Annotated in this window: 11 protein-coding genes; 1 reads left to right on the top strand and 10 read right to left on the bottom strand. The window is 44.5% G+C overall.

Annotated features, from left to right (window positions below; translation table 11 throughout):
* Positions 1–10: 10 nt before the first annotated feature.
* The 3 genes from QFZ80_RS02465 to QFZ80_RS02455 all read right to left on the bottom strand — a co-directional run bounded on the left by QFZ80_RS02465 (position 11) and on the right by QFZ80_RS02455 (position 4,293).
* On the bottom strand, positions 11–1,072 hold the full coding sequence (locus QFZ80_RS02465) for an SGNH/GDSL hydrolase family protein (protein ID WP_307557071.1): 1,062 nt from the start codon (positions 1,070–1,072) through the stop codon (positions 11–13).
* Between the two features lie 188 nt (positions 1,073–1,260).
* On the bottom strand, positions 1,261–2,670 hold the full coding sequence (locus tag QFZ80_RS02460) for an extracellular solute-binding protein (protein ID WP_307549206.1): 1,410 nt from the start codon (positions 2,668–2,670) through the stop codon (positions 1,261–1,263).
* A 138-nt stretch (positions 2,671–2,808) separates the two neighbouring features.
* On the bottom strand, positions 2,809–4,293 hold the full coding sequence (locus QFZ80_RS02455; RefSeq protein ID WP_307557069.1) for a tagaturonate epimerase family protein: 1,485 nt from the start codon (positions 4,291–4,293) through the stop codon (positions 2,809–2,811).
* Positions 4,294–4,469: 176 nt separating this feature from the next.
* Between QFZ80_RS02455 and QFZ80_RS02450 the strand changes: the two genes are divergently transcribed.
* Entirely contained in the window at positions 4,470–5,306 is an 837-nt protein-coding gene (locus tag QFZ80_RS02450; RefSeq protein WP_307549210.1) for a helix-turn-helix domain-containing protein, read from the top strand.
* A gap of 189 nt (positions 5,307–5,495) precedes the next feature.
* On the opposite strand, the gene QFZ80_RS02445 is transcribed toward QFZ80_RS02450, so the two are convergent.
* From QFZ80_RS02445 to QFZ80_RS02415, 7 genes are all read right to left on the bottom strand, one after another.
* Positions 5,496–10,496 (bottom strand): S-layer homology domain-containing protein, encoded by a 5,001-nt coding sequence (locus tag QFZ80_RS02445; protein ID WP_307557067.1) that lies wholly within the window; start codon positions 10,494–10,496, stop codon positions 5,496–5,498.
* 247 nt (positions 10,497–10,743) lie between these two features.
* Positions 10,744–11,619 carry a 5'-3' exonuclease gene (locus QFZ80_RS02440; RefSeq protein ID WP_373459996.1) on the bottom strand — a complete coding sequence of 292 codons (876 nt, stop codon included), beginning with the start codon at positions 11,617–11,619 and terminating at the stop codon, positions 10,744–10,746.
* A gap of 241 nt (positions 11,620–11,860) precedes the next feature.
* On the bottom strand, positions 11,861–12,076 hold the full coding sequence (locus QFZ80_RS02435) for an NAD(P)H-dependent oxidoreductase (protein ID WP_373459995.1): 216 nt from the start codon (positions 12,074–12,076) through the stop codon (positions 11,861–11,863).
* A 61-nt stretch (positions 12,077–12,137) separates the two neighbouring features.
* Complete coding sequence (locus QFZ80_RS02430; protein ID WP_307557065.1) at positions 12,138–15,305, bottom strand: glycosyltransferase family 39 protein; 3,168 nt, start codon at positions 15,303–15,305, stop codon at positions 12,138–12,140.
* Between the two features lie 84 nt (positions 15,306–15,389).
* Positions 15,390–15,617, bottom strand: a complete 228-nt coding sequence (locus QFZ80_RS02425; RefSeq protein ID WP_029194101.1) for a DUF7667 family protein — start codon at positions 15,615–15,617, stop codon at positions 15,390–15,392.
* Between the two features lie 121 nt (positions 15,618–15,738).
* On the bottom strand, positions 15,739–16,923 hold the full coding sequence (locus QFZ80_RS02420) for a DNA sulfur modification protein DndB (RefSeq protein WP_307549219.1): 1,185 nt from the start codon (positions 16,921–16,923) through the stop codon (positions 15,739–15,741).
* Entirely contained in the window at positions 16,923–18,077 is a 1,155-nt protein-coding gene (locus tag QFZ80_RS02415) for a DNA sulfur modification protein DndB (protein ID WP_307549221.1), read from the bottom strand. Before QFZ80_RS02415 ends, QFZ80_RS02420 begins: the two co-directional genes overlap by 1 nt.
* Positions 18,078–18,140: the final 63 nt, after the last annotated feature.

The raw sequence follows: 18,140 nt of genomic DNA, 5'->3' as shown, positions 1-18,140 counted from the left end.
CAATCTCCTCCTATTTGGAAATAACGCTATGTTTCAATTGCGATTCTCGCAGCTTATTTACAGTTGGAAGCATGAAACCTGCCAACTTTTCCCCCATTCGAATATGGCCATAATCAGAAGGATGAATGAGGTCACTTGTCAACGAAGTAAAGTCATCCATGATCTTGCTCCCGTCCAACAAGTGTAGGAAAGGGTGGCTTCTATTGGCTGTATATTGCGCTAAAATTTCGTTATAGCGTCTTTCAGATTCGCTGTAAGCATGGTTATAATCACTGAAATACGAAGCCCGATTTGGATAAATATAGGTTAGAAATACAGGCTTCTCCGGGTGCCGTTCAATGATGTAGTCCAGCAAATAGGAGGAGCGTCGTTCAAATTCCTCCGTAGAAACTACCGCTCGCATGTTGACACCGATCTCAAGATAGATCATATCCCAGTCATTGCGCTCCGCAATATGATCTGACAGTTCCTTTTCACAAAAGCAGGATCCGCTAAGACCCAAGTTAAGCGCATCAATTTCTAGACGTCGGGCCGCTTGCTGCACATAACCGTTGTAATGGCTTAAGGCCCCTGCCCCTTGCGTTATCGATGAGCCGTAAGCTAGAAGTGTCAACTGAGGCATCTCATGCTTATGAGGAGGCCTCACTTCAAACCCGAACGCATCGATATCATAGAATACTGCGCTAAACCGTTCGAAGAAAATACGCCAAACATTAGAAGAGAACGCCCTATTGTTCAGTTTCTCCGGGATCACTTGAGCAAACCTTTCAGGCTCTTCCAACTGGATGGTTGTTGCAACCCCCGCCTCTAACTCGTGAGAAGAATGGAAGAAGTCGCCTTTGAACACCAGCACTGAACCGTTCATATCCTGCGAAGCCAGCACCACTTGGACATACTTTGCTTCTGTAACAAATCGAAGCTCGCAGCCGTTCGACTGCACCGCCTTCGTTCTGCCCTTCTCCGTTAAACTGTGACGAACCTGCTTCGGAAACCGGTGTAACCGAAGTCCTGGCAGGTATGGCAGCTGTTCAAGTTCCGTGACATTGTGAAAATAAACACCATTATGCTGCATGTTAGTTACCCCACCAATCATTCCACATTATTTCTGACTCGTATCTAACTCGTATATTTATGATATCATCAATGTAAGCGCAGCCAATGTGGTTTTCTTTAGTTCGACTTGTGATTTTATGGGGTAGAAACAAAAAAGTACAGGCTCTTTTGGAAGAGCCTGCACCTGTGTTTACCTATGAAAAACCGTTAGGAGGAATGAATGATGTTACTTTCTTTAGCTTCAATCAACAATTGTTCCAATCTAGTGCTAAGCGCTGCACTATTTTGCAGACCAGACAAAAATAGCATAATATCACGCTGGATGCTTTTTAATTGGTAATTGCTGAGGCCCAATTCCGTAATTAACCGAAACGTCGGGACCATTTCTCTGTATGAAAAAAATTTAGATGGACGATACCCCGACTCCTCCCCCTCCCACTCCATGGCACGTCGGTGAGCGGTAATATTCAACGTTTTGCGTCGAAGCATTAATTGAATCTCATATGAGGTCAAAAAGTCGATTAACAGCTTTGCTGCCTCTTTGTTAGAAGACCGGCTGTTAACAGCTAGTCCATTAATTATGAGCAGCGTACTCGAATCCTGCAAACCTGGCAATGGGGAGACCTCAAAGGAAATGTTAGACGTTCGCAGCTGATTTAAGAAAAAATAGGTTGTCATAATAACCGAAACTTTTTCTTCCAGAAAAAGCGCTTCCGCATCAGCATTGCTTTCCGAAAGAATTCTTGGAAATACATCTGTCATTGCCAGCAGATCTCTGCATGCTTCTAGGCTTTCTATGATCTTGCTTCCGTGCAATCGGTAATTTCCGCTGTCATCGGTTTGAAAGCTGGTTCCACTCTGCAGCATAAAGATCGGCCAGCGGTTACGGGAGGGCAAATAAAAATAAAAGCCGAACCGTTCATTCTTCACAGATAATTGCTGACCATATGTAAAAAGATCACGCCATCCCCAACTGCTATCCGGCAGTGGAACTTGAGACTGTTCGAAATGCTTTTTGTTATAGCACAAAACGACAGGCGAATAATTAAACGGCCGAACGAGCGTGTGACCTCCTTGTTGAAACGGTTCCGTCAAAAACGGATACAAATCATCCATTTGCGTAATCGGCTCCAATAAATGGGTACAGTCATTTTCCACGAAATCCTGAAAATTATTATTATTAATCATTACGCAATCGAGGAGCTCCGCTTCCATATATTGCTTCAATGACTTGGAATAGCTACCCGAAGGCAGTTCTATTGGATGTACAACAATATGCGGATATTGCTTAGCAAACTCAACCAGCAGCTCTTCCATCTCGACAAGTCCGGCAAATGTTTGGACATATCCAAATTTAATAACCGTCTTTTGTTCGGAGGAGGGACTTATTACCCTATTTCCTACCCTGGCAATTTTCTCTATAAATCCTTCCTCTACGAGAATCTTGAGACCGTTGCGAACGGATGCATTACTGAGCTCGAATCGCTTTTCCAGATCACTTTCGGAAGGTAAGTAGCTGCCAATAGCCGCTTTACCAGACAGGATTTCTTGTCGCAGTGTAACAATCATATCTTCCAGCCGAACCCGAAAATGTTTACGGCTTAATCTCTTTTGCATCCAGGTACCTCGCAATCTTACTGTCTTTCTCTAACTTGTTTAATCATACTTAAATCCTTACGGGTCTACAAGCGATGGACGAATAGGTCTCACATAATAAAAAGCCGACCTCCGCATATCTGGAGATCGACTCTATAATTATTTACCTAGCAGCTCTAAATGTCTGCCAATATGAGAGCGAAGACCTTCAGCAAAGGCATCTTCTTGCTCAGCTAGTGTTTGGAAGAATTCGTCCGCAAATTGTTTGCTGCCATCGGCGTTCTTGGATTGAAGTAGCAAGCCGTAAGTGATGTGCAGCAGTTGGCGAGCATTATTTTCTTCCATATAATCCGGCAGATCGGCATCGCTCACTTCACCCAGTGTGACGATAGCGTTAATGTCAGTTGTTACATGATAGTAAGCTGTAGCCTCACTGAAATGATCAAGCGCATACTGATGCATGCGGCGGTATAGGGAAGGATTTACCTTCGCTACGACACGTACGGCTTCGAGCCAGTTCGTTCCAGCTGTTTTGATATGGAACAGGCCGTTCGTGTACTGCCCGATGAGCGGGAATACGCTGAATTTATCGCTGCCGGAATGAATGCTAAGCTTGTATTCGAAATGCACAGCAATCGCGGCATGGCTAGCTAATTCACGTTCAAACTGAGCGATATCGCCGATATAGTCAATTCCTTTCTGGAATTCACCACAGAAGCGCGGCGCCATACTGAAAATTGTAACCCCGCGATCACGAAGTTCGTTAGCTACCAAGTAGTGCGCTTCAGGAGATGTCGGCGTAGCCGTTTCATCGATAGAGATTTCAAAATCAACTGCGCGATCAAGCGTCGCGATATACTTACGGAAGATAGCTTCCATGAAATTAATCGCTGCATCATAGATCAGGACATCTTTCTGTAGAGCTTGACGTGTATAGTGGAGCGTTGCTCCAGGAACATTAGCTGCAGTCTCTAAGTATCGCTTTTCATAATGATTGCGCAAACTAGCTGGTAGCTGCTCGTATTTTGCAGCGATATCCGCTTCAGACATGGATTCAATGGTATTGTCGATATTTTCCGAGCAATCCAGTGTCAGCATTGTAAAACCAAGACGCAGCGCATACTTGATGTCTTCTTCTTTCTTCAAATGGTCGCCGTCTGCACCATACCCATCTTTGTAGCCTTCTTGAAATACAGCATAAGCAGCCGCATCCAAAACATCCTCATAGGTTCGGCCTGTTAGCGCGAGCTCACGAATACTTTGCTGTGCTAGGACAGGGCGAATGTCTCTGCCGCGAATCGTTTGAATATGTCCTGGGCTTGCAATCCCAAGTCGATCCCCTAAACCCATTGTAGCTACTTGTGTACCAAATGCTTGCGGAGCCGTATATGGAAGAAACTGGTTAAGTATCAGACGATTTTCGTGAGATAGAGATGCCACTTTGCCGCCGTCCACGTTTTCACCAATAAGTTGGTCGTATAGTTCGCCCTCGCCGGCAGCGATAAGCTTCTTTCCTGCCGTTGTTCGCACCATTAGAAGGGACGTATTACCTACTTGCGTGTAGGATGATGCATACACTTTCACATCTGGTGAAGAAAATGCCGTTATATTTCCTGATTTTATAGCTTCGATAAGCTGTTTCATTGTGTAAATCCTCCCTTGTTTTGCAAGCGTTTACTCATTTCTCATAGCTTAATCATATCGCAAGGTACGAAAATTTTCTCATCATCTCTTCTTATTTTTTATTAAAACTATTCATATTTTTCACTAAAATCATGGTATACTTCAAATAATCATAGAGAACCAAAGGAGTCCTACCTATGTCACGAACTGTCACCTTCGGCAATGAAGATGAAGGTCCATTTTATATCCAACATATTCATCGTTCTGGATCCTTCGAGAGGACTCAACACATGCATGACATGTACGAGCTTTACTATTTGTACGAAGGTGAGCGTATGTACTTCATTCGTGATCGTTCGTATCTCATTCTTCCTGGGGACCTTGTGCTTATAAATCGGCGTGAGCTTCATGCGACATCAGACTCGGACAACTTAGGACATGCGCGTGTAGTGATTAATTTTGATGATAGCTTTTTAGCAAATATCAAAGAGGAGGCTCCATTTCTTCTCGATGCTTTCACGTATGCTACACCCGTTCTGCGATTGGATCTGCCTACTCGGCGCTTGGTCGAAGACATTCTTGGTAAATTGATTCATGAATCGAAGGAGGCTCAGCTTGGGCAAAATTTCGCATTGCGGCAATATTTGACCGAGCTTCTGCTATTCACAGCACGCTTCGTCCTTATGCATCCGTCCACATCTCCTGAACACGTTTCACCTCTGCATCGGAAAATTTCCACCATCGTGAGATTTATCAATATTCATTATCCTGAACCTATCCGTCTGGAAGAGCTAGCTGAGCGATTCGAAATCAGCCCGGCCTATTTAAGCCGGATGTTCAAGGAAATCACCGGATTTTCGCTTGTTGAATATGTGAATCTCGTTCGTGTGCAAGAAGCGCAGCGACTATTGACAACTACGAAACTTAAAGTGATTTTGATCGCTGAGCAGGTAGGGTTCGGGTCACTTGTGCAGTTCGGACGCGTCTTCCGTCAAATGACCAAAACGACACCTCTTCGCTATCGGAAGGAATGAAATCGCAAGAGTTCAGTTTCACCTTAATCTAAGCATTACCAATAAACGCGGCTAACTAATTTCCAAAAAAGGTGCACTATTATCGATCCATTCTTTGGGCAAACTGCCGCACAGATCAGGCAATAAAAACAACAAGACCGCCCTCCTTCGGAAAAGCGGTTCCTGTAGTCTTATTTCAACCTGCTGTTTCTATTTCTCTAGCATACGTATGATTACCGTTACGGCTTCAGATCTGGTTGCCGTTTCCATCGGTGCAAACCGGTTGTTCTCCCGTCCATCGACGAGACCCAGTGCTACTGCATGAGATACATCTGAAACCGCCCAAGATGGAATTTGCGATCTATCGCTGAAGGATGGGGCAACAGACATATCTTCCCTTTGCGGATACGCTCTTAAAAGCATGATGACCATCTCAGCCCGGTTAATTGGTACATTGGGACGTAAGGAATTATCTTCATACCCTTGAAGAATTCCCGCATCAAGCGCTGCAGCCACTTCACCCGTTGCCCAATCCGGGATATCTGCCTGGTCAGCGAACTCACGTCCTGAAGATTTAATATTCAAGCCCAATGCGCGAACCAGCATTGTAGCAAATTGCATTCTTGTCGTTGGTTCGTTCGGCTTGAAACTGCCATCTTCATAACCGTGTACAATACCCCTTGCAGTAGCTTTGGAAACTGCTTCTGACGACCAATGGGAGACAACATCGACAAAGGTTTTCCCTGTCCTCGGCGGAGTCGGAGGTGTTGGTGTTGGCTGCGGTGCAGGTACTTGTATCGGCACAGGAGCTGGTATCGTTGGCAACGTTGATGATCCTGTTGACCCTGACGATGAAGATGAATGATCCATCTGGCGTCTTGCAAAAATAGTGTACACTTTGCTTTTCCCAGAAGTCAGCGCTACTTCAATCAGGATAACGCTCCCATTTTGACCAATGTCCAACGAATTGCTTTCTTCCCCGTTAGAGACAGATTGACGTGCATTGCCATCCAAACTTACCATCACAACTGAATCATTTGTTAGCGTGGCAGGGATGAGCTTCAGGCTGTTTGTTCCTGAAGGAACTGTTACCGTGTAGTAGGTTACATTTGAAGTGAAATTTGGACTCAGCGTGAGATCCGGCTTCAGCTGGAGATCGCTCAAACCTGGCTCGGTTTCTTCAATTGGACCCGTCAAACCTACATTCGGTCCGACAGCAGACGCTGTCAGCGGTCTATTGGTTGGCGTGATTCCAGGTGCATATTCGTCAGCTCCTGCATCGGAAATCATACGTCTCGTTTGTCCGTCCATGTCCTCCAGGGCAACATACATGCTCTGCGACGCATCGATGGCCGGACTGAGCCCTGATAGTCGGATTAAACCATCGCTATTGCGAACCAGCTTTAGATCTCCTTTATATGTCGAGCCGATAACGGTTGCATTAGCGGATACCGCTGCAATTCCGTCCACCATGTTGCCGACATAAGTCGGTCGATCTATATCCTTTATTAAGGATGTTTCATTAAATATCGTGCCTGCGTTGCTAAAGACCAGATTGTTGTAGATCTTCGTTCCAACTGGCTGGAAGGTTCTTCCGCCAATATAGAAGCCGTTCGTGTTGTTTCCGACATTTACCATTGTATTGTTAAATATTTGTACGTTGTACTGGCGCCAGTGCCCACGTAAAAGCTCTGTCTGGCGCTCTTCCGACAGCGTTCTTAACAACGCTGACTGATCCGGTCCTTCTCCCCATTTAACAGTTGGATTGATGCCGCCGTCCAAACCTGCGTCTACGGTGCCCCCGTCAAGCTGAATAATTCTGTTGGTAAGCCCTTCCATATAGTTGTTATAAATTTTATGATCATTACCATAAATACGAAATCCGCTCATTCCAGCCTTCTTACCATCGCCGATAATGAAATTGCCATAAAAGCTGTTGCGATGCCCGTGTCGTGCGACGATACCTCCGAACGAATTTCGAACCGTATTGTAGCGGATTATATTATCACTGCTCTTCACGGAGATAATCTCATCTTCAGCATTGAGCCCGTCGAACAAATTATACTGAATGATCATATGACCAGAAGCCAGAGACAACCCGGATAATCCGAGGCGAATTGCTTCCAAGCCATTTGACACGCGTGGACCAATGTCGTGGAAATGATTGTACTCGATCACATCGTACTCCGAAACCGTATACCCCGGCTCTCCGTTATATGTGATCACTGCGCCGAACCCTTTCTTAGGACCAATATCATTGTAAGCAATCCGGTTATGGCTGCTTATGCCCTCAACACGGATATAATGTCGGTTGGTTCCGTTGTCGGTCTCCAGAGTGGGATTTGTATGAGGGGTATCTCCGACATATACAGCTCCGTCAGGCGTGTATGTGCTTCCGCCGCCATATCGACAGCTATATTCAACCCCAATTAAACACCAAACTGTTTTGCTTATCGTATTTTCAGTAATGGTAAATCGGAAAGGCTGACCAGTCTCGTCAAGTGCAAAGGTGTTGCGCAGAATAGTCACATTGCTAGAGTTATGCAGTTCAACACCCGGGTGTACACCCGTCAAAGTAGAAACAAGGTCAGGGTCCACTCCTCTGTAATTCAGCGTCTGGTCTTTCACGGTTGTCCCAATTCCATTTCGGAATGTAAGTCCCGATACTTCAATATAGTTAGAATTTTCAATGTGCATATAGCTATTACCTGTAATAACTGCCTTACCCTGCTCCGCCGCAATAATACGAATCGGTAGTACAGCCGTACCCTGCTTATCTTTCACTACAAACGGTCCGTTCTGTTCATAAATCCCGTTTTGAAGCTCGATTACCGTTCCTTTAGCAGCTTGTTCAAGCCCATTCTGCAGTTGCTCAGCAGTACTCACTTTCACAACTTTCATCGGTGGCAAATCGCCCACAGGTTTATCGCCTGCTTGCAGAGGTCCACTTGGTTCCACAGGTTCAACAATATTTGGGGCTATTCCCGTAAATAGTGCAGTTTCTATAATACTATTCCAGTTACCCGAACTCCCACTGGCGGTGTTACCATATCCAACAATTCGCAAATAACGTGCAGAAATTGGGTTTGTCAAAACATAGGATTGCATAGCTGCATCCGTAGGTAGAAGAGCTCGACTCTTTCTTTTTGGTAATAAAATTTCGCTCGTCGCAAATTCAGGATCATTTGAGCCTAATATTTCGAAATTGGACTGCCGTTCTCTTGCGCTTAAGTAAGCAATATCTAAGTACGTAACTGTCTCAGGTTGTCCCAAGTCGAATTGTAGCCATTCTCCTTGACCGGAGGCCGACCAACGGTTATCATCTGTCAAAATACCATCCACTACATTGGTAGGGATATTAGTCGTATTCGGCTGATACGAACTAGCCGTGACAGTTCCTGCATAAAGATCGATTTTGCCGTTCTCCCCTTTAGACAAACGGCGGATCAAGTCAACATGATACTCATTTATTGCATCATCCTTTGACAGACTGATGGTTAGTTTGTTTACTCCCGGCACTAACGGTATTTGGGTGGGATCCGTCACCGACATCCCAGAGTTTACATAATTGTTCAAAGTTATCTTCACTGCGGCTCCAGCTTCCGCTTGTGCAGTTACTCGGATGTTCTCCGTGTTTTGCGAAACAACAGCCTCGTACCCGTTTGACTTGAATGGAACGAATGGTGTGTTCATTGTAATTTGTTGGGTTCCAACCCATAGTTCGAGTGAGGAAAGTTGAATTTCCGGTAACTTCTCAGCGAAGGTGAAATAGGTGCCATTGGATAAAGTTGCTTCGGCAACGTAATAATCTGCTCCCCCAACTTGAGCCAAACTCATTGGAATTGGCGTCGTATTCGCGAAACCGCTGCTATCGCTTTTTAACAGCACACCTCCTAGTGGAATTACACTTTTGGGAATGGCTATTTGCACTTGCCCGACATTTCCAGTATTCTGTACCTTCCATGTACGTGCCAACTTCTTAAAGCCCTGCCCATAGGATGTTGATGGGCTTGCACTTTCATTATCGCCCCAGAGCAGATATTGCTTATCCGTTAACGCTTGCTTCGCGCTGATTAATACTTGAGATGCAGCAGGACCATCACTGCTTCGGCTTTGCTTTTGGTCCAGCGCTCCCATTTGATCAAGCCCTATGCCAGCTACATTGTTTCCGAATTCAGCATTAACGGCTGCATCCCAAACAACCTGCGGTGAGAAACCAGCGGACAAGTAATTACCCTCTTTAAGAGGAGTACCGAACTTGATGGCCAAATACGATTCTACCTGACGCCTCTGCGTCGTCGTGAGTGGATTGGTGAAAATGATCATTTCACCGACTTGTCCATCGTAGCCAAAACCTCCAGCTCCTGAGCCATTGGAACCGAGAACCATAGGAGTAATCGCTCCAACAATCGGAAGACGGGGGCTAGTCGACTCAGCTACCACCTTACCATCGAGGGAAATAGACTGATAGACCGCGTTCCCGACCGCCCTATTCGCATCAAAATTGAATCCCCATACGTTATAATTCAATAAGGGAATTTGATAAGCTGCACTTATTCTCGGATCTCCAGTTCCCGATGCAGTAGCACCCGCATCAAAATAAGACGTACTCAATTTGGTATTTGTGGAATAATTCGGGATAAACGCCCCTAATTTCATGTTATTTTTTAAGGTTTGATAAAAAACAAGAGAGCTCTGGTCTGACCTAGACAATCCCCCCGTTACGGCGTAAACACTCGCATTATTAACTATTTCATTGTCTGCGAACAGGCCGTCAACATCTTGTAAAATACTTGACCCGCTACGGCCAAATTTAATTGTGGGTTGAAAATTTATGGCTTTAGGGTCAATAGAGCTTACAAACTTTGGTTTAGGACGAATCGCGGTTCCGACGATTGTACCGTCATTTATAAATTTATTTCCGTTCGAACTGCTGTCTCTCCATTCTGTAACATCGCCATTGGCATTATGAGTTACGCTGTCCGGATTAGCTTTAAGCCATAATCTTAATGCACTGGCATCCACCCCACCTGGCGTTCCTGTTGCTGCTGCACCTGCACCAGCACCGTCTTCTTCAGCATGTACTGGGGACCATAGCGGTACCCAGGCGATGATCAAAGTCATCGCGAGTACGATGTTAAGTACGCGAATTAATCGTAAACTGTTTTTTTTACCAAACGCTCTCGTCACAACAACAACACCTCTTCTCAATTGTCACTCCCACCAAGTTCGCTGCTTTATTCTGCTGTAGAGTGAATCCTCCTCCTATCGTATGGAAGCCCTTTCAAAAAATAAATCATTAAAAATTAAAATCATCATTAAATTGGCAACTAACAACCTGCATTTTCCAAAATGGATCATCATTTTTGGGTTTTTACATATGAAGGAGTGACTAACCTGAACGTAAAAAAAACAGGGACAACGGCTCATTCTTATGCCCTGTCCCTGCTCTATTTGTTTAACCAATTAATCTCATCAAACCTTTGAATTCCAATTCCTCGAACTTGCTAATAACCTTCTCCCGCTCCATCGACCAGCCGCATTCTTCCAGCGCACAAGCGACAGGCGCATCCAAACGAATCGTAGCCAAATCACGTGATAAATGCAGCATGTCGATCTCGGCTTCAATTTTGGCGCGAACACCTTTCGGCAGTAGCGCTAAATTTTCCAAAATCCCGGCGATGTCCTGATATTCCATGAGCAGTTTGGTCGCTGTTTTCTCACCAATTCCTTTTACCCCTGGATAGTTATCCGCCGTATCTCCTGTTAAACCCTTTAGATCGATAATTTGAGCAGGTGTTAAACTTTTCTCTTCCATCAAGGTCTCGAGTGTATACACCATATAGTTGGATTGACCTTTTTTCATAATAATAACTTCCGTATTCTCATTTACAAGCTGAAGCATATCGTGATCGCCTGTTAGAATCTGTACCTTCGTAGATGGACTATATGTACTTGCCAATGTGCCTATGCAATCATCCGCTTCGTATCCGATAACACCCACGTTTGGAATGTTGAAGCTGGCCGTTACTTCCTTCACTAAATCAAACTGAGGAATCAACTCCTCAGGAGCAGGTCCGCGATTCGCTTTGTAATTATCAAATTTCTCGGTACGAAACGTCTTACTTCCCATATCCCAGCAGCAAACAACATGTGTAGGTTTGAACGTCTGAATCGCATCTAGGAAATATTTAAGAAAACCATAAACCCCGTTAACCGGCATGCCGGCACTTGTTCTCATAATGTAACCACTGGAAGAAGTGGCGTAATAACCACGAAATAATAAAGCCATGCCATCGACAAGCAGCACAGATTCAGATGATGTTTCGGACAAAATAATCGCTCCTATTCTATAAATCATAACGTATAAGTTCTACGACTAGTATAGCATGGGAAGGGTTGGTCCGAACACAAAAAACCACTACTAGTAAAAGGTACCAGCAGCAGTTTTCCATTATTTATTTGTTTTTATCTGCTCGTATGCCATTTAATTTCTTGAATAAATTCAGTCACGGATTCTTGCAATCGATCTGCAATTTCATCGTCCAAGATGGCCTGTCCTCGATCACCCCACGTCACTTGCTTATCAAGTACACATATACACCTTGCAGAATGTTCCGCGCACCTAAAGCAGAAAGTACTGGTTTGAGCGCGTAATCTATCGCAAGCAAGTGAGAAATCGTCCCTCCAACAGCTAATGGAAGCACGACTTTGCACTCAAGGCCTTTTTGCGGGAGCAGGTCGAGGAAAGCTTTTAAAACGCCTGTATATGAGGCTTCCACTTTAGCCATTTGAATCACTCTCCATTAGGGTTGGGATGAAAAAAAGACTATGAACGTCAATACTTTTTGTTTAAAAGAAATTCCAACCCGGCAGCCACCGGAGGAAGAAGGAATATTTAGATGGAATGATCATCCCCGAAAGAATCGGATAGAAGAGAACAAATAGAACGAATACGGCAATTAAATATCCGTAAACCCATCTACTCTTATGAAGCGGTCCTTCTTCTAAATACTCTTTGATGTAATAGGTCAAGATCAGCACAAGGAATGGCACCATCGCAAAATAGTGATAAATAAATGTGAGCCTTGGCACTAATATCCATGGTAAATATTGTGAGCAGTAAGCGATTAGCAGCATCCGCAGCAACTTATCTTTACGTGTAATTGCAACATAAAACGAAAGGATGACGGCAATGAAGCCAGGCCACCAAACTAGCGGATTCCCGAATGAGACGATGCTCGAAAGCATGCCTTGCGGCATCAGTTTAGCTTGATAATACCAGATCGGGCGGAGCATCATCGGCCACTCCCACCATGGGGAAGAGAATGGATGCGTGGCGACCAAATCTTTATGATATTTGTACATGTGGACCTGATAAGTGACCACATCCTTCAGATTGTGCCCTGGCCCGGGAACCATCATGAACGGAATATAGGATAACGTATAAACACCTAGAGGTACAATGACGAACATGAGTACGCACCAGAGTAAAGTAAACAGCGTGTTTCGTATGAAAAGCTTCTCTACAAGCTGCAGTCGGCTGCGCTCCGGTTCTGTAAGTGGTGGCTCATTCTCCGCCTCACGCAGCAATCTTCGTGCGAATCGATATTCGTTGAATCGCTCTAATAAGGATAATAGCAGCAGTACCGCAAGTCCTGCACCGCCATAGATAACAATCCACTTGGATGCAGCTCCAATTCCGAAGAAAAGACCTGATAGCCCTAAAGGGATTAACGTAGTCCAAAGCTTTTCCCTGAAAAAGCTAAGCGTTGTGTAACGATGCATGAAATAGAACATCAGCATGATGAAGAATACGCCGTAAACATCTATCGTCGCGATTCGTGTCTGCGCAAAGTGCATGAAATCAAAGGTAAGCAAGAAAGCAGCAATAAAGGCGTATTCCGAACGGCCGAACATACGCTTAGCGAACACATACATAATTGGAATCATGCCGACGCCGAACAGCGTTCCGATGATTCTCCAACCAAACGGATTCAATCCAAACACATAAATGCCAATAGACATTAGTATTTTACCAAGTGGTGGATGCGTGCTTTCATACGGCTCTATTTGGTGAAGATGCTCATAGGCGGTTCTTGCATGATAGATCTCATCAAAGTAGGACCCATTCATATATGTAGGCGTGTACGGTACTATGGTAGACTCATCGAACAAATTAGCTGTCTTACCTTCATCAGCCGCGTTTACATCTTGTTCGGATACCTTAGCAATCGGTAAGATAGCTGGGCTGCCATCTCCAAAAATACCAATTTCATGAAGATGCAGCGCCGCCCCTTCCTGGGCATCAATAACCATTTTAACGTAACGCGCATCTTTCTTAGGCTCGACTGTGTTCCAAGTGAATACCTTGGTGTGGTCGGATTTCACCGCTATTTGATCCTGCCACTGCGTACCGTCCTGTGAAAACCAGAATGAATAAGACCCTTCACCTACGCCTGCAAAGGTGTTAATTCTCGTAATGTTGTGCGAGCCTCCAAGGTCAGCAATGACCGTTTCTCCTGCGCTTGTTGGCTTCCAGAACGTTGTAGGAGCCTTATGCCCACCTAGATGGAACAAAGCAATTATCGTATAGACCAATACTAAAGCGCCAAGATAAAGCGCATCCTTTTTCGTAAAAAAACGTCCCCTTGTGCTTCTATCCACCTCATCCCTACTTGGTTTGAAAATCGCATTCCACCGTTCGGACTCTGTGTGAATTTCTTGCTCTGTTGGCAGCGGAACTGGCTCCTCCACCTTCTGTGCTTGTTGTGATACCACGAAAAGCCTCCATCCCAATAAACATGCATAGGCAAACATCATAACATTGATGGCCGAAACAGCCAACATCAAAGGATCATATCGCGGAATGTGATAATCCTGATGAAAACTGCGTAAAAGCACATCGGCTATATTTATAAAATGAGTGATGCTAAAACCAATAAAAAGCCACAGAATCCGGCGATCCTTTAAGTATATGAAGCTGGTCAGCGCGAGTAATAACCCATAGTGCAAATAGCGCTCGTGCATTTTGGTCATACATATGAAAACGGCCGTGATAAATAAGAAAGCCACATACAGTAAGGCGCCACGACGTCCTTTGCTGCGAACATATAAATAGCACACATAGACGATGGATAACACCATCAGCACCCACCCAATCAATTGGTAAGAGATGTGCAGGATACTGCTATTCATATCGATAAAATTGCCACCTAATAGTGCCATAAGATTGAACGCGTTCAAAGAGGCATACGGATATGAAGCTAAGGTGCCTGAGTATAGTGCAATCAACCAGCCATACCCTCTGCCAATGGCAAAAGGGAGTGAAATCACGGCCATCGTTGCAGCTCCACTTAGAACACTCAACAACAATACCATCATGCTGCGCTTTCGTAAAACGTCGATAAGTAGAAAAATACCGAAAAGAAGTGCCTGTGGCTTAAGAAGAAGCGCTAGTGCTATAAAAACCGCAGCTTGTGGGAGTTTCCCCCGCTGTTGTAGTAACAAAGTTGCAAGAATAAATAACATAAAAAAGGAGTCAACCTGTCCCCATATCGCGGAGTTCGACCAAATCGCTGGATTGAAGGCAAATAAAGCAGCAATTAGAATGGCTTGTATCCATGTTCGTGCCCCGCCCGAGCGACTAACCGCTAGCTGAAACAAGAGGTAAGCCGTGACTAGGTCAGCCAGTATGGCAGGAAGCTTCAGAATGATCAATGACCCTGCACTCTCCCAGGGAATCGACAGCTTGTGGTGCAATAAGCCAACGAGATATAGCACATACATATACCCAGGAGGATAATCGAGAAAGTAGTCTTTGGCGTTCGTGTACAATCCGGATAAACCTACTGAATATGCGCGATCCGACCACGCTAGGAACGTCCGTACGTCAGTATCATAGCCCACCCAGAGGGGAGCTAGATATAATCTTAGTAATAACGCGGTTAATAGCAGTAAACCCAGAAGAAAGAATTTATTATAGGGAGCCCCCCACAATTGCTTGAACCAGCTTACCATGTCACATCTCCTTAGATTTAGACTACTACCATTATACCCGTCCACTCTCTTGCAGAAAAGGAAAAAAGCACCGACCCGGATAGGTCAGTGCTTGGGTTCAAGCTTTTCGATGCGCTCGCAAATTTCATGCAGCCAATCATAGTCTCCAGTGAGCGAAGCACAGAGCGATAAATTTTCCAGCTTCAAACGGTTCCATACATATGTCGCGTTAGCTTCCATACACAGCAGTAATTCATCTTGCTCTGCTCGTGTTAACTCTCGCGCTCTGCGTAATGTCCATAACTCCGCCATACGTTGATGAACGGCCAACATGGTCTGGGATACCCTCCTGCTAGTTAAGTAGCTACATTAAGCAGTATGGTCAAAAATGGAAGGAATGAAACACAGCAAAAAGACAAATGAGATCCATCTCTCATTTGTCTTTTGTTGGTTTTTATGAAGCTGACGAAGCCACATCTTCCTCATCCGTACTTCCGCTATCCGTGCCTTCAAGGAAGAATTGAACAAGCTTCACATGCTTTTTCAGCGATTTCTCGTGGATAAGATTGATCTTACCATTATCCAACGCACCAAAAACGTAGATCAATTCTTCATTGTCATGCGACCAATCGAAGCCTTCCAGAAGCTGCAAAGAATTCGTCCACTCCTCGTTATACTCTCCATTCGGGAATAAGAAGCGATTGGCATACAGCGCAATACTTTCTTGAATCACACGATTTGCAGATGTATACTGCGCCAAGCCCGGCTGCTCTGGCATCATCGGAAGGACCGTATTAAAAAATTGGTGCAATATTTCTACATACGTCGATGGATCGTGGCGAATTTTACGCTGAAGCTCATACGATGGCTGCATTCTGCCTGAAAAAAGCATCGTTGCTGTCGCATATAACCAACTAAAACACGTAAAGTTACGATTAAACGAAGTCAAATTGTTGCGACGCTCAACACCCGCTGCTTTAAGATACACATTATGATCGACAACCTGTTGAATAACCAGATTTAACGGATCAATGGAATCGAAGGAATGACCAAGCTCTTTACTCACCAGCTGTACTTTGGAGTTAATATCGCCGAACAACTGCTGCTCTTCTTCTTCAGTTAAGCCTATATAGATTTGCACAGCAAGCTGTGTTTCCATCAAATCTAGACGTCTTCCCTCAAGCTGATTAATTGTACCTTCAGTTTCCTCAACCTCTTGCCTAATTTCAGCATCCTCTGGAAACTTCCGTTGTTTGATCTTTAGCACCACTAATTTCTTCTCATACCGTCTAACTTCCTTTTGCATCTGATCATTCACATAGCCTAGGGCTAGGATACGATGCTGGCCGTCTAAAATAGACAGCTTGGATCCATGCTTCAGAAGGAATTCCTTCTCACCCTTGGACAGTTGATTCACTTCACGCAATGACAGCGTAACAGGTCCGAAGAACACATGATCGAGTTCGCGCTCCTGCAAATAGGTAGAGATTTTGCGTCTTTGCATATTGCTCAGCTTACGCTGAACCATAGGGTCAATCATCGTATAATTCAACAGATCCTGAACGCGTAAAGCTACAGTTGAAAGTCCGAACTTATCGCAAAAAGGATGAATGGTCATCTTAAGGCGTAATCCTTCCATTAGCTCACGTCCTCCTTGGAATTGTAAGAATCGGCATCGCTGATTAGAAATGCATTTTGATCTTGATAAAAGTTTTTGATATGGTTGTAGGCTTTCATAATGCGAGTCCGTCTCGGCAACCGATCCTTCTCTTCACCCGCGTAAATGTTGTTAAAATTCACATGAGGAAGTATTTTCAATACGTGCTCAAGTGCATAGCGATTAAATTTACCTGGTTTCGTAGCTTCTTCATGCATAAACATGGCTAGTGCAATTTGGATGTTCTCAGACCATACAATTTCACCCTTAGCTGGTTCAGGCAAGTAATTCAGTAAACCATTGAAATAGGTTCCCGCCAAGGATACAAGATCTTGCAGCTCTTTATCCTCATATTGATAGCCATTATTACGCGCTGCTGATTTCATTCTGCCTTCAAACAAAGCAATCAATATTTCGATCAGCAAGTGATAGGAGAACAAATACTCAGGTGACTTCCCGCGTTCAGAGAACATATCTACGGTCAATTTCTGCATAGCTGGCGCTTTGGCTGCAAGCTCCGACGCAGCCACGTGATAGAATCTGCGCTGATCGCGAAGTACCGCCAGGTTGCCGCCAAGCTTGCGCGGAAGCTTATTGATGTCGGAGAACAACTGACGCTCTTGACGAGCATTAATGTCCAAATAGGTCATGGTTGAGATAGGGAAAGCGTATAGACGGCGCAGCTTCTCTGTGATCTCTTCCATCTTGTCGTACTCACGACGATCCTTGGCACGAGCCATTTGACTTTGTAACGTCTCCATAATGCGTTGGAAAGCGGCCAAACGATGCTGACCATCCACAACATACAATTTCTCAATAGGCTGCAAACGAAGCGATTGTTGATCTTCGTCATAATGACCTGCACCTCTTGCCGAGAAAATGATTCCCGGGAAATAAATAGGTTGGCGATCTTCTAAATACAAATTAACGTAATCAATTAGTTTAGAAAGATTACGCGGAATAATCGCACGTTGAACTTCTAAATCAACTTCATAGATTGAAAATAGTTTGCTCATAGGCAGTGTAGCTGCAATTGTCGCTTGCCCAAAAGTTTGCCCCAAAATTCCGGGAATTTCTACGAACGATGAAGGCTTCTGCTCAGCTAAAAGCTCCGATAATGAGGAAATGGCATCCATATGCTTACCCCTTTCAACAAATAAGTTTTATTTCATTACGTAAACATCTATATGTCTCTCATT

Source organism: Paenibacillus sp. V4I7, from assembly GCF_030817275.1.
Taxonomy (GTDB): Bacteria; Bacillota; Bacilli; order Paenibacillales; family NBRC-103111; genus Paenibacillus_E.
This window is presented reverse-complemented; position numbering and strand designations above follow the sequence as displayed.